Source organism: Prochlorococcus sp. MIT 1323 (genome assembly GCF_047304905.1).
Taxonomy (GTDB): domain Bacteria; phylum Cyanobacteriota; class Cyanobacteriia; order PCC-6307; family Cyanobiaceae; genus Prochlorococcus; species Prochlorococcus marinus_D.
On sequence record NZ_CP138973.1, the window covers coordinates 831937 to 844752 of the forward strand.

General features: G+C 50.2%; 14 protein-coding genes. 9 read left to right on the forward strand and 5 right to left on the reverse strand.

What is annotated here, in order from left to right:
- Positions 1-50: 50 nt before the first annotated feature.
- The gene (locus SIB68_RS03980; protein WP_413681934.1) at positions 51-2528 is read left to right on the forward strand and encodes a S8 family peptidase; all 2478 of its coding nucleotides are present in this window, start codon (positions 51-53) and stop codon (positions 2526-2528) included.
- A 672-nt stretch (positions 2529-3200) separates the two neighbouring features.
- Complete coding sequence (locus SIB68_RS03985) at positions 3201-3329, forward strand: hypothetical protein (protein WP_268873702.1); 129 nt, start codon at positions 3201-3203, stop codon at positions 3327-3329.
- A gap of 205 nt (positions 3330-3534) precedes the next feature.
- On the opposite strand, the gene SIB68_RS03990 is transcribed toward SIB68_RS03985, so the two are convergent.
- Positions 3535-3681 carry a DUF1651 domain-containing protein gene (locus SIB68_RS03990; protein ID WP_236068772.1) on the reverse strand — a complete coding sequence of 49 codons (147 nt, stop codon included), beginning with the start codon at positions 3679-3681 and terminating at the stop codon, positions 3535-3537.
- A 141-nt stretch (positions 3682-3822) separates the two neighbouring features.
- Between SIB68_RS03990 and SIB68_RS03995 the strand changes: the two genes are divergently transcribed.
- The 3 genes from SIB68_RS03995 to SIB68_RS04005 all read left to right on the forward strand — a co-directional run bounded on the left by SIB68_RS03995 (position 3823) and on the right by SIB68_RS04005 (position 4998).
- Positions 3823-4089: a hypothetical protein gene (locus tag SIB68_RS03995; RefSeq protein WP_063399050.1), complete on the forward strand. Its 267-nt coding sequence runs from the start codon at positions 3823-3825 to the stop codon at positions 4087-4089.
- 215 nt (positions 4090-4304) lie between these two features.
- Positions 4305-4646 carry a DUF1330 domain-containing protein gene (locus tag SIB68_RS04000; protein WP_011130326.1) on the forward strand — a complete coding sequence of 114 codons (342 nt, stop codon included), beginning with the start codon at positions 4305-4307 and terminating at the stop codon, positions 4644-4646.
- 79 nt (positions 4647-4725) lie between these two features.
- A complete protein-coding gene (locus SIB68_RS04005) occupies positions 4726-4998 on the forward strand; it encodes a DUF3303 domain-containing protein (protein WP_041385049.1) in 273 nt (90 codons plus the stop codon).
- A 207-nt stretch (positions 4999-5205) separates the two neighbouring features.
- On the opposite strand, the gene SIB68_RS04010 is transcribed toward SIB68_RS04005, so the two are convergent.
- Positions 5206-5412, reverse strand: a complete 207-nt coding sequence (locus tag SIB68_RS04010; protein ID WP_063399051.1) for a hypothetical protein — start codon at positions 5410-5412, stop codon at positions 5206-5208.
- Positions 5413-5575: 163 nt separating this feature from the next.
- Complete coding sequence (locus SIB68_RS04015) at positions 5576-7006, reverse strand: ParB-like protein (RefSeq protein ID WP_063399052.1); 1431 nt, start codon at positions 7004-7006, stop codon at positions 5576-5578.
- 134 nt (positions 7007-7140) lie between these two features.
- Between SIB68_RS04015 and SIB68_RS04020 the strand changes: the two genes are divergently transcribed.
- Positions 7141-7953: a VanW family protein gene (locus SIB68_RS04020; RefSeq protein WP_063399053.1), complete on the forward strand. Its 813-nt coding sequence runs from the start codon at positions 7141-7143 to the stop codon at positions 7951-7953.
- A gap of 65 nt (positions 7954-8018) precedes the next feature.
- Here the strand turns inward: SIB68_RS04020 and SIB68_RS04025 are convergent, their stop codons facing one another.
- A complete protein-coding gene (locus SIB68_RS04025) occupies positions 8019-9650 on the reverse strand; it encodes an FAD-dependent oxidoreductase (protein WP_063399054.1) in 1632 nt (543 codons plus the stop codon).
- 270 nt (positions 9651-9920) lie between these two features.
- Here SIB68_RS04025 and SIB68_RS04030 point away from each other — a divergent pair, with 270 nt between their 5' ends.
- Positions 9921-10121, forward strand: a complete 201-nt coding sequence (locus SIB68_RS04030) for a hypothetical protein (protein WP_063395349.1) — start codon at positions 9921-9923, stop codon at positions 10119-10121.
- 595 nt (positions 10122-10716) lie between these two features.
- On the opposite strand, the gene SIB68_RS04035 is transcribed toward SIB68_RS04030, so the two are convergent.
- Complete coding sequence (locus SIB68_RS04035; RefSeq protein ID WP_196757061.1) at positions 10717-11007, reverse strand: guanylate-binding protein; 291 nt, start codon at positions 11005-11007, stop codon at positions 10717-10719.
- A gap of 357 nt (positions 11008-11364) precedes the next feature.
- Between SIB68_RS04035 and SIB68_RS04040 the strand changes: the two genes are divergently transcribed.
- Positions 11365-11619, forward strand: a complete 255-nt coding sequence (locus SIB68_RS04040; protein WP_063399056.1) for a hypothetical protein — start codon at positions 11365-11367, stop codon at positions 11617-11619.
- 216 nt (positions 11620-11835) lie between these two features.
- Positions 11836-12129, forward strand: a complete 294-nt coding sequence (locus SIB68_RS04045) for a hypothetical protein (protein WP_413681937.1) — start codon at positions 11836-11838, stop codon at positions 12127-12129.
- Positions 12130-12816 lie beyond the last annotated feature (687 nt).

Genomic DNA, 12816 nt, shown 5'->3' on the forward strand with positions numbered 1-12816 from the left:
CTCAAAAAGTTCTAGATCACATCTAAAGTCATGACATTGATCGAGATTGATTGAGTCATTCAAAAGGCATAGCCTTTTCTCCGATCATGAAAAGACTCTTCAGAAGTATCCGCTCAAATAACAAGCAATCAGAGCGCAGAGACTTTATCAGTGAATCACTCAATTTAGCAAAACCAACAGACAATCAGAACACTCATCTTGGCGCGGGGCATTCAAGCCATTATTACTCCAATAGTGGCGAGATGACTGAACAAGAGCAGCCCTTTGACCTCGAAGCCAAGGGAGCCTCAAATGCAAACAACACAACCAAAGATTATTCTCGCGACAGTAGACTATCTTTTGAGAGGCAAGAAACATTCAATGTTCATCATTCCACCAGACTGGAAGATCCGATTACAGGCAATCAACATGGCCAAAATACATTTGGCCGACGCCTAAGACAGCCATTCCGTTCTTTCAATCAGCAAGGTTTCTCTTCCAGGGCAAATCAGCAAGATCGCGATGAATCAACTGATGAATTCAACCATCAAGGCCAATTCGAACGAAAGTCAAATAGGTTTTCCTTCGGAAAGCTAAACTGGATGGGAAGAAAGGACCAACTGGAGTTACCTCAAGATCGTACAAATGGTGAATATGAAGCTGGCGAAGAAGGTGGTTCACGCAACCCATTTGGCAAAGGTTTTGATCGACACTCTTTCAGGCATAACCCACGACCATACGATGTCGATCTAAGCATCAGCATCAAGCCATGGGACTTGAGTGTAGGAAGTCTATTTGATTATGGTTATACCCGTATTTATGATGCATCACACGACGGCACGAAAAAAGAAGTCTTTGAAGATGGTGCTATCAGAATCAATTATGATGGTGATTTCTTAAATGATAATAGGTTGGATTTCTCAGATGTTTTTGGCTGGAGTTGGGGCCCATGGGCAACAATGAAGCTTGGTAATGTTGAAGCTCAAGTCAATGCAACCCACACCACGACAGGAGAAAGTGTTGATCTTGGATCATACACACTAGATCTCTCAGAAGATCGATTCCTTGTCGATCTCAACGACAAGATCGATGCTGCAGACAGCTTCCTCGATAGACGCAGTAACTGGGACTTTGATGTGGATATTGATGCTGTATTCGGTGGCATAAGAGAAAATATTGAAGACTTTGATGAAACATTAACAATGATTGATGCTCTTGACTGGAGTACATTTGATGGTGATATTGAAGCCAACACTTTTACTTATTATGATTACGATGCATATTCATGGGTAGGTTCACAATATGATTCAGGCAGAATTTACAAGGCTCGTGGTGGAACCGACGAACTAATACTCAATGGTATTGATAGTGCAGACATCAAGAGCTTCAATGGCGAAACCTTCAGCGGTCTGACTGATTACACAACGATCGGCGAACAGGCCATTTATCAAGGCACAGCTTTCGACATCTTGAGCCTCAAAAATGGAGATGAGATTTATCTACAAGGTTTTGAGAGGATTACCACCGAAGACGATAGCTACCGCATTAGAGAAGGAATGAGCGACAGTACAAAAGAACAATGGAATCTAAATGCTATGGATGCTGCAAGTGCTTGGCGATTCAACAAAGGTTCTGACAAAGTCAAGCTTGTTTCTCTAGATACTGGTCTTAATGACGTTGCAGGAAGTGTAACTGATGCTCATGATGAAATTAGTCATGTGCAAAATCAAAGTGCAAAATCAGGCAACTCACATGGTCATCGAGCGATGAGTGTGATGGGCGCTAAGCATGACAGTGAAAACCTGGCAGGCATTGCTCCGGGGAGTCAACTTGTTGCCTACAATGTTTGGAGTGACTCCATTTATGACTCAATCGAAGATGCCAAAGATGAGCGAAATTGTGATGAACGTCTAGTATTTCAAAACGCAGCCTGGCTCACTAATCCAAGCTCTAACTGGCCTAGCGCAGCGGCAATGAAAACCTCTTTAGAAGAAACTCAAGAATATGCCTTCTTCTCTATTGCCGCAGGTAATGAAGGGAATAAAGACACAGTTTGGGCTGCTGGGCAACTGCCTGATATTGTAATTCCAGATGAAACAACTGAACTGGATAATATTGCCATCGTTGGTGCTCTGAAGTTCACAGGCACAGAAGAAATCGATGCTATTACTGGTGGTTCACTTACTAATGTGACAGGAACTGAACTTGCTGGTTACTCAAATGCTGGTGATGGAATGACGATGGTTGCACCGACAGACAGTCAATCTATTGATGCAAACGGATGGCAAAGATCTTTTGGCGGCACCTCTTGTGCAAGCCCTAACCTTGCTGGGGCAGCCGCATTGGTCTGGAGTGAGAATTTAGCTCTTACGGGTGTAGAGGTTAAAGACATCATCACGACTAGCGCGATGGATCTGGGAGATCCGGGGACTGACGACACCTACGGTGCAGGCACAGTCAATATTGACTCAGCGGTCCGTCGTGCTCACGCCCTTTCAGTCGATAATGAGTTAGCCAGTCTCTATAGCAATACTGAATTTCTAGCTTGATTAATAACATGATCTAAGCGCTTCTCCTTTCATCGCCCTGGGCATATGTCCAGGGCTTTTTTTGGTAGTAATGAGCCTCAACGCACTTCCAGCGGATCAACAACAACAGGAATACCGCTGCCTAGCACCATTCAGCTCATCAGCCAACCACTCAAACTTCAAAATTCCACCAGGCTTCCCTTGCAAGTTGGGTTTCACTTACTGCAAATATCAAACGACGCTGTAGGAACTATTGACAACTACTGCTGGGCCAGCTCCAGAGCAAAACCGATTCACTCAGGCAATTGTGAATCAAGCAAGAGACTATCAATATTAACTGCAACAACAGCAGGGCAACAATAAGCACAGCTACTGCAATGGCAATAGTGCTTGGTGTTCTCAAGGTTATTCATGGCATTCATTGCACGGTTCAAACAAATCCTCCTGCCTCCGCCAAAGACAACCGATTCAAAAAGGTCGTGAGAACCAGGGCCGGTCGGCGATAGACATCCCGTTTTAAACGTCTCTGGTACGGTTTTCGCGACTAAAAATCCATCGATCAATAGGTCGCATCGTCAAGGGAAGACAAGAGTTGCATGGCTTGAGCAAGTCTCAAGCCTGGAGGCTTCTCTCCTATGAACTCCTCGAGCACCTAGAACTGCCCCCGCTTGGCGCCTATAGCTCGCCGTTGCCTTGAAATTCAGCAATAAGGTTCGCGAGCTATTTCTTCTCACGCTGCGCACGTTTACGCCTGTTCTTGCCATCGCTGGCCATGTGAGACCATCAGCTGAGCGAGATTTCCCGCGCCTCGATGCTCAGTAAGTCCATAACTGGGATATTCGGTCGTCGAAACAAAAAAGATGCTCCCAAGGAGGAACCCACAGAAACAGATCTCGAAAGGGGCTACAGGCTCGCTGCCGCTAGGCAAAAGGAGATTTTGAAAGAACTTCTCGCGCAAAAACCAAAGCCCTGACTTTCCACCACTGGTCTAGGGGCAGAGGGGTTGAAACGACCCTCTCCACTGGGCTCACTTGGCACTCCAGCCCACTTTTTGCAGTCTTTTCCATCGCTCCCTTGCCTCATCCACATCGGGATCCATCGATCTGGTTTTCAGCAAGGCGGGCTCGCCTCTCATCGGCCAGCCTTTGATCACTTCGATGGGGCGGTCTCGCAAACTACGGACGAGAACATCTATCAAGTACAGATACCCTTTAAAGAACCAACTGGGAAGCGCTCTGATAAAAAGGCCTGCTCAAACTAGAGCTGGAGATGAAGGAAGCAGGGATCACCTTCGAAATGTCTGAAGCTGAAGTCGATGAATGAGACCGACTTCGATGAACTATTCGAACGCTGGCAAGCGGCGGATGAAGTTGACGCTGAGTTGATCCAACTGATCAAAGACACTTTTCGATTTAGCGAAGAAACTGGTGACGACACTTTGCGTGATCGTGCGGGTGAGCTGCTATCTGGCGCTTTCCACCTGCCGAGTACTCCTCAAGAGATTGCTCTGGTCGGAGAAGCGTTAGAAGGCTCAGGCACAATTCCTCCGCCAACACCTCCTGAAGACGACGAAGCCCGATAAAGAGAGCAAGCCCCCCCGAAGCGGCCAGTCGAGGGGCCTCCGCTCTCCAGTTGCTGTTGGAGGGCCTCAGGAGCCGACTCGGCAGTTGCAACTCCGGCCTCGACACCAGCTCTTATCTGTTGAAACCGCTTCCCTATGGGGACCCACTACAAAATTGGCAACAAAACCAATACAGCACTTTAGTGCGAAGCTCTAGGGGGTTCTAGAAGCTACGCATGGACAAGAAAGGCGCTAAGGGTTATTGGATCAGCACTTCAACAGTCACCAATCCAGCTTTATTTGCTGAGTACGTTGAGAAGGTTGGACCATGGCTTAAAGAAGTTGGTGGAGTGGTTTTTGCTAAAGACACAGAACCTCAAGGGAAAGAGAAGACAGAAGGAGCAAACTTGGCAGTTATTTGTGAGTTCCCTTCGATGAGAGCAGCAGTCGATGCTTATGAATCAGCTGAGTATCAAGAGCTAAGCAAAATACGTAACGCAGCCACAGAGAATGCAACCTTCACGATCATGGAAGGTATGGATGAAGCGGCAAAACTAAGGAGAGCCATGGGTAAGTAGTCGTTTCTTGAAACTGTTACTTGGGTGACATCGCCTTTGATGTAAATCGACTAGAAGGCTGATGCTTTTTTTGTTTGACATGACCTTTCTGATGCATTGGAGCTTTAAAACTGGCTATCACGAGAAAGCAGCTCGTCAGTTCCTTGCTACAGGTGCCCCGATGCCTGAGTGCAAGTCTTGGCAGCGCTTTCACGCACCAGGCTCTGTACAAGGCTGGATCATTGTCGAAACCAACGACGCTGGAGTCTGCTATGAGCATGCAGCTGAGTGGGCTGAGTTCCTTGACTGGGACGTGACTCCCGTCTTCACGGATGATCAGGCAGGCCCATTGATTGCAAAGGTTTATAGCTAACCTCTATTGCAAGGAGTGATGCAAGGTCCTAGCCCAGTTGGAAGCTCCGAGGTTCCTAGGGAAGCTGTAGCTGACCTCGTCTCTTTCTCCCTGAATATTCACCAACCCTCCCCGATCTGGGGGGAGGGCAAGACAAACGCATGAATCCACATTGCACGAAGCGGCTCTTTCCCCATGGCTACTGCTCTGCTGTGCATAACAGGCGTGCTAGCCGGCTTGATCCATAGCCGCCTGTTCATGCGCGGGAACACTGCTGATGACACCAGTGAGAGCAAGCTCTTGGGAACGCTCCCTTGAAGCAGACAACGACCCGACACGGGCATCGGTGCCATCACTGATCAACATCAACACGTTGGAGGTGAACAGGTCTGGGATGTTGTCCTTGTAGTTCTGAAGTTGGTTAACGCTGCCCATACGTCTACCTTCTCATCGGCGTGGTTCTTCAGTTCTAAAACCACGACCGGCAGACCGTTCAGGTGGACGACGACATCATGACGACGGGTGCTTCGGGCCCTGAATCATCAACTCGGAACTGCAGCGAATGATCTGATCTATGCCTTCAGCAGGACAGTACAGATCAGATCAGGTTGTCGTCCTGGACTGGAATGATATGCAGATGGGCCGGTTCATGAGCCAGAAACCCATCCCTGTGCACATTCAGAAGCAGGGTGCTGATGTCGTCTCCGGCACTGATCAACAGTCCCTCTCCTGTCTGTCTGAAGCGCAGGTCAGGAGTTCCCGCAACGCTGATGGAATCCTCGCCGATGCGGAAATCCGTTATCACATCGTTTCCGGGTGACAATACGAAGAGGTCTGGTCCGGGAAGGCCCGTGAGCCTGTCGCTGCCTTCGCTTCCTCCGTTTCGTTGCGCCCAGGCGTAGCCGAGTTTTCCGAAACTGGGCACATCGACGGCGTCTTTTTCATCGGATGATGAGGCTTCAAGCGTCTTGCCAGAATCGATCAGTCTGTTTAATTTCCCTGCATCGATCTCTGGTTTCTGGCCCATCTCCCTGGCTGTAAAACCACTGGTGCCAATGATGGTATCTGGCTCAAGATTGATGATCCAGTTGGAGATCTCCTGCACTGCCGAGACATAACTGTCGAGATCGGAGAGGTTGTATGGAGAGGCCTCTGTATGAACATCAAGAGCGATATTGCCATAACCAATGGCATTCTGGATTTCTTCCGCCCAATAGAATTCAAGGAAGGGTAATCCATCGGCTTTTGTTCCTGCCGGCGCCTCCCATGCGATTCCTCTTGTGAAATTCATGATAGCTCGATAGGGGTCATTCCTGAAGGCCTCCGATTTCATTTCTTCTGGCAGCTGACCCTTGAACATGCCCAGGTCCACGGAGTGCACCATGTATTCATCCTGCTCTCCCTTCACACCGTTCAGATAACGGTATCCGGGTTCGTTTTCGTTGAGAACCTTGAGCCAGGCGTTGCCACTGTTGGCCATTTCTATCCAGAACTCATCCATGGAACTGCCATTTTTATTCTTGTCTTTCAGATTTGAGTAATTGGCTTCCACAACTAGATTGATGTTGAAATCTTCGAATCCGCCTCGCTTCATCTGTGAAAAAGTGTTCAGCGTATGGTGCCCATCGGTGAGGTAAGGGTTTTTATCGGGGCCGATCACCACTGTTTTCATACCGTTGGTCACGGTGCCGGGTGCGACTCTCTCCCAGTTCTCGTTATAAACGTAGTAGCTGTCTGGATTTCCTGGGGTTGAATCGTCAAACCTGACAATCACTGCGTTGTCAACCTTTTGGCCGTTGGAGTAGGCAACATCATCAAACATTTTTTCATCATCACTGAATGTTCGTCCCTGCACCGGATATCCATCCTCGAGAATCCAGTTCACGCCGTCGTAACGCCCAACCTGGTAGAGAACCTGGTCCTTACCGATCGCTGGTTGCCCTGCCTTGATCTCACTCAGTTCCAGCTCGAGAACATCATTTTTGCTTGTTTTCATGAGGTCAATGATGCGTTGTAAAAAGGCAGACATTTTTTATAATTTATTGGAAATAATAGCCATGGCTGCTTTGCAGGCTTGATCGTTTTGGCCATCCTCGCCTTTGACCAGTCTTGTGAGAATGAACAGCCTGGTCGGTTCAAAACGAGATCACTCAGGGCTCAGCGATGTTTGAAATTCCCAAACCGATTCACCGCAGCAGGGTTCGACAACTGCTGGGCCGGGAATATCACATCGCCAAACGCAAAGCCAACTGGCTGTTCGGTTCCAGACAATGGGCGACAACACACGACGTCCTGGCGGCAAGCCACCGCAAATTCTGCCATCAGTCTCTGATCCTTCGCCCTTTAAGGGATGTGGATATGGTGCTTCAGCACAACAAGCGCAGGAATCTGGAGCTAGCGCTTGCGCAACTGGATCGAATCCTGATTCGTCCGGGGGAAACAATGTCCGTGTGGAAGCTGGTCGGACGACCCACTAGACGGAAGGGCTATCTAGAGGGTCTGGTGCTGAATCAGGGCAGGATCTCCAGGGGGACAGGAGGAGGGCTCTGTCAGCTGGGAAATCTGCTGTTCTGGATGGCGGCCCACAGTCCGCTCACGATTTCGGAGCGCTGGAGGCATGGTTTTGATGTGTTCCCGGATGTGAATCGAACCATTCCCTTTGGTGCCGGAGCAACACTGGCGTACAACTATGTGGATCTGCAGATCACCAACAACACGCCCTATTGCTTCGCGATTCATCTATGGCTGGATGACATCCATCTGCATGGTGAACTCTGCTGTGATGAGGATTACGACTGCATCTACAGCGTCGAGGAGCGTCATCACAGGATCCAGCAGCAGATCTGGGGCGGCTATTCGAGGCACAATCAGCTCTATCGGATCTGCACAGCATCCGATGGTGGTAAGACGGAACAGCTACTGGTGGAAAATCACGCGATCATGATGTACGAGCCGTTGCTGAAAGCGGCGCCATGATGCCTTGATACTGAACGAATCTCAGCCTGTTGAATCGTCATCGCCAATCCCTTGAGAGTCGCCAGCTAGCTAGCCAACCAAGGCCACTGGACCCCGAAGGCCTCGAGGGGGGCCATCACCAGCTTGTTAAGCGCACGCCCGAGCACCACCTGCGGTTCATCGGCGCGGATGGGGATCACAGAGTGCTGCAGGGTCCTGGGCAGGTCGGCGCCCCTCACGATCCCGCGCCTGAGCAGTGAGTTGCCCGCTTCCAGACCACACACGTAGGCGCGTTCCTGACAAAGGCCTTTAGCACCATGTTCTTTCTCGCCCATCCGCACCCAGTCGCCGGCACAGACCACCGAAGCCAGTGACGTCTCCATTGGTGGCCGCTTGCTGAAACTTCCAGGAGAGAAGAGAGACACCGAACTCGGATAACGCCGCACCTCCTGATCCACGACCCTGGCCCCCCTGAAGGCAGGCTGCGCTATGGGCAGCAGATCCTGCATCAGGCAGTCGACGATCTCCTGATCGCTCAGCTCGGCAATGGCCGAGGCGTTGTAGAAGTCGCTGGCGATCACCGAACCCTGCGGTGGCTGATCACCCCAGAGCGCCTGCTCCGACTCCCGCTGCAGTTGATCCAACATGAAGAAAGTGGCGCCGGCGCCTCTTAGTGCGCTGAAACGTGAGAACACATTGGCGGGATCGGCGACCGGCACGGTGCGATCCAGCCACAGACGGATCGACACCACATCGATCGATCCGAGCGTGGCGGCACGCACAAGCTCTGGCGCCAGCACGCCGCACTCCGGGGATTGCGCCATCAAAGCACCCATTCCTTTGGCACTCACCGCAAGCACCACGGCATCGACATCCTCGATTAAACCGGTGCTCCCGCTTGTTACGGAACGGGTTCCCACCGAGCGGATGGCCTGAGTCTCCGGCGAGACGTTCAGCCGGGTGGCCAGGGTTCCGCCCAGCACCTCGAGCTGGTGCTGCTCCTGCAGCCGCTCACTAAGCGGGGCAATCAGCTGTTCGGCGATGCTTTTCGACCTGATCCAACGCACATCGAAGGAATCCTGATGCGCCAGGGCGTAGTAGTAGAGGAGCTCCATCGTGACAGCGGCCGACAGCTCCTCCGGCGGCTTGAACAGCCCCACCAGCAACGTGGGCCGCAGGAAATCATCGATCATGCGATCACTGATCCTGAGCTGTCTAAACAGCGTCAGCGCATCGATCGAGTCGTAGCTCGTGTATACCGCATCGCTGCGGTTCAGATCGAGCATGGCGTAGAGCAGGCCGGCGATGCTGAGCCGATCAGCAACAGGCAGGCGCTTGAAGTTATTGATCGTTGCAGCAACCTGACCCAGGGGACTCGGCCACAGCGGAGCGTCACCGAAGACAGGAGCCGTCGCCTCCAGGCCTTCAGGTGACCAGAACGCACTAGTGGTGAACTCCGTGAAGATCGAGCCGAGCCCGAGCTCTGCCGTCAGGGCATTGATGTTTGGATAATCCTTCCAGAACCCCCGGGTGCCTGCCTCGAACGGTTTGCCGCTTGGCGTGGTGAGGGGCTGACTACCAGTTGGATCCGCCATCCCATCCATCAGGGTTACGCGAACACCCGCTTCGCAGAGTGCCTTGGCCGCACCCCAGCCAGCCCAGCCGGCCCCGATGACAACCGCATGAGATTGCTTTTTACCCGGAAAACCTTCGGCCATGAAGCTGTTTTTACATCGGCCCAAGCTAAAGAGATGAACTCATGAACCATGGGCTTCCTTCGCCACCTTGTGATAAAGGCAACTCTTGAAGGAAGTCTTCGTTGTCTCTACAGAGCAACTACTCATTCTTCGTCTCTCCTTACATGGGGGAACGCAGCGAGCCCTGTAGCAAACACCTCAGAGGCAGCGCAGCAAGACCCCTCTCTCTCGTTAAGAGCGCCTAAAAACTGACCTAAATTGGTTTAACACTTAGGAGGGCTGTTTAAAAAAATGGTTTTTCGCACCCTGAGAACAGACACTCGTAGACGTGTGGAGGAGATCATCCATCGCTTAGCGACTGGAGAACCTGTCAGCCTCGAGGAGCGGGCTCAACTGCAGAAGTATGCACTCCACATTCCTTTTGTTGCAGGCCAATTGAGAAGAGCCCTTAAGCATCGAGAGGAGCTGGAGGCAGATGGACTGATTGAATGATCAGAGGGTTAACTCGCCACCGTAAGTTCTCTTCCTGATCTTGCCACCACACTCTTAACTTAAGGAGGCGAGAGTTGTCTGCGCTTATGCATTCTAGATACTCAAGGATGTGGTTTTGCTATTGCTCAACATGTTTGCAATGGGTATGTAGACCCTCAATGAGTTGTTCTCCTGACATTGGTTTATGTGTTGGTTTTGATTGTAAGTATAATTGGCCAGATTTTGGCTTCTTCTTTTCGTTCAAGAGAGCTTGCATGCAAAATCATAATACTACTTAAATGGCGAATCACTATCTGCAGCAATTAGATTTTGAGTGGAGATTGCTCAATGACTGAAACCATGAAACCAAGCCCGATGAAGGACTTCACAGACAAGCTCTTCGATCTGTGCAGGGAATATCAACAAGAGATCCCACCGCACAAAATTGCAGAAGTGCTAAGGGACTACGCAGATCGGTTGGATTGATGGTGCGTTTCTCGTGCTCTTGGCCTCAACGATCGCTGAAGTGTGCACACTACAAATACCCCGTGTGTGAGAACAGAAGGCATCAACAACTAACAAGCAACCAGCTGATCGCCATCACCCGGCCCAGCTGTCACTCTTTGGTAGCCGCCAACTCTTTTTCTGGCACTGCTTCTTGTTGAGAAGGCTGCAATTCGGCAATCTGCTTCTCGAGATGATCAACAACTGAAAGATGCTCTGCTCTGCGTGCTTCAAGACGAGCAACGCGCTGTGCGTTTTGACGCTCCTGAGCAGCCTTGTGCTCCGATTCAGTGATCACAACAACGCGATCACGAGGAATGGTGTAGTCAAATGGAGCATTGAAGACTTCGTCGAATCGTGAGTACAGATCGTGCAGTTCAAGACCTTTACAGCATGACGCCATCAGAACGTGTGAGCGAACTAAAAAGGTCGTAAGAGCCAGGGCCGGTCGGGGCTAGGCATCACCTCCTGAACATCTCGCATACGGTTTGCGTACATAAGAATCCATCGATCAACCCATCACATCTTCGAGGGAAGGCCAGAGCTTGTTTGCTTGAGCCAAGTTTCAACCCAGAGGCTTCTCTCCTGTGATCTTGTCGATGACGAAGACCTGCCCCTCGCTTGGCTCGCTGGCCTCGCCGTGTGCTGATATTCAGCAATACAAGCCTCGATCCACTTCTTCTCAGGTTGGGCAGCACTTTTTGTTCTTCCATTCTTGGCCATGTGAGAACATCAGCTTGGCGAGCCCTTCCGTATCTAGATGAACAGCAAGGAAAGCGAGCAGGAAATCGATCTTCGGATTGCTCGTATCAAGAACGAATTGGCGGAGGCAGAGGCTCGTCTAAAAAACGAAATCGCTGAGATATTGACTCGTCTAAAGAAGGAATTGGCGGAGGTAGAAGCTCCTCTAAAGAAGGAATTGGCTGAAGCAGAGGTACAAAGGGGTTATATCCGTGCTGCTGCTAGGCAAAAGGAAATCCTGAAAGGTCTTCTCGAGCAGAAGCCAAGAGCTTGACTTGCCAGCTCTGAACTGGTGCAGGAGGGTGACACGACCCCTTGCCAATGGCTGACGTGGCCCTCCAACCCTCTTTTTTTCAAAAACTCTCGGATCTTCGAGGAGTCCGAAGCTGCTAGAAATACCGATGGGATAGCGGCTAACCCTTGAATCGACTCGCCACTAGACATGTGAAGATAATATCTACTAGCAGCTGGTCTATAGATGAACTATCAAATGTTGCTCGAATGCCATGCCGCAGGGACAGCAATAACTGTAAGAGAGGCACAGCTATTGGATCTAGAGCTTGACTCTCAAATCGCAAGTATCAAAGTTTCTCGAACGCAGGGTTGTATTGAAGTCGCTCCTGATCACATTTGCCAATCAGCTGGTGTCTGCAAAGGTAGTTTCTGGATCACTTGCTTTGCCGCTGTACTTGATCAGGTCACTCCTGTATCAGCCGGGAAGAAAGCAAGAGGCGCAACAGTCTTTGATGAGTTGATCAACAATCGTTATCTAGTTGATCGTTAGGCACTTGAGAACACACAGCTGCTATGCGATGAACAGAGAGCTGGTGTACCCCATGAAGTCAAAGGAGGACTATCTCACTCTTTATTCATGACTACAATTTAGGTCGGCTGGTAGCTGCAGCCAAAAGGGAAGTGGATAATGAAGCACCTTTTAAGCATGCAACTACCCCACAGGCCAGAGAGACTACGCCACTATAGATCTTTTGGGGCGTTGCTCTGGTATGAATTTTAGATCAAAAGTTTGTTTATATATTTAATGAGATATACAACCCTTTCGTCGTCATCTTTAAATCAAGCAAAAGTCAAAGTGGTATCACCTGGCTAAGGCCATTTAAGTAAATAATGACTGGCCCACCTCGGACAGTTAACCAGTCAGACAAAAGATAGTTCATAGGCTGTCAGTCAGGCCATAGCCCAAGAAGAAGACGGTCGGCAGACTTTCAGACGGATTGAACTCTTTAGCTTTCTGAGTACTTGATGCCGTGGCATTTGCACATCGCCTTGAGATAAGTGGGCATCGGCTAGCTTTAGGCCGTCGAATTCCGTGCTGGTATCTCCAGGATCCCATAAATACTCTCAAGTCCAGCAGTGAACCTCCCAAGGTTGTGATCTTTAGAACTGAATTGCTTTGCCATGGCTGTATGAGCTAGTAGCCCACTCTCTTATGCTCTTTTTATGATTTTCTGCC

What these genes read in the sequence shown, in the direction of transcription:
- SIB68_RS04025 (WP_063399054.1), bottom strand. Translation starts at nt 9,650, where the DNA reads ATGGCCGAAGGTTTTCCGGGTAAAAAGCAATCTCATGCGGTTGTCATC.
- SIB68_RS04015 (WP_063399052.1), bottom strand. Translation starts at nt 7,006, where the DNA reads ATGTCTGCCTTTTTACAACGCATCATTGACCTCATGAAAACAAGCAAA.
- SIB68_RS04035 (WP_196757061.1), bottom strand. Translation starts at nt 11,007, where the DNA reads ATGGCGTCATGCTGTAAAGGTCTTGAACTGCACGATCTGTACTCACGA.
- SIB68_RS04030 (WP_063395349.1), top strand. Translation starts at nt 9,921, where the DNA reads ATGGTTTTTCGCACCCTGAGAACAGACACTCGTAGACGTGTGGAGGAG.
- SIB68_RS03995 (WP_063399050.1), top strand. Translation starts at nt 3,823, where the DNA reads ATGAATGAGACCGACTTCGATGAACTATTCGAACGCTGGCAAGCGGCG.
- SIB68_RS04005 (WP_041385049.1), top strand. Translation starts at nt 4,726, where the DNA reads ATGACCTTTCTGATGCATTGGAGCTTTAAAACTGGCTATCACGAGAAA.
- SIB68_RS04040 (WP_063399056.1), top strand. Translation starts at nt 11,365, where the DNA reads ATGAACAGCAAGGAAAGCGAGCAGGAAATCGATCTTCGGATTGCTCGT.
- SIB68_RS04045 (WP_413681937.1), top strand. Translation starts at nt 11,836, where the DNA reads ATGTTGCTCGAATGCCATGCCGCAGGGACAGCAATAACTGTAAGAGAG.
- SIB68_RS04020 (WP_063399053.1), top strand. Translation starts at nt 7,141, where the DNA reads ATGTTTGAAATTCCCAAACCGATTCACCGCAGCAGGGTTCGACAACTG.
- SIB68_RS04010 (WP_063399051.1), bottom strand. Translation starts at nt 5,412, where the DNA reads ATGGGCAGCGTTAACCAACTTCAGAACTACAAGGACAACATCCCAGAC.
- SIB68_RS04000 (WP_011130326.1), top strand. Translation starts at nt 4,305, where the DNA reads ATGGACAAGAAAGGCGCTAAGGGTTATTGGATCAGCACTTCAACAGTC.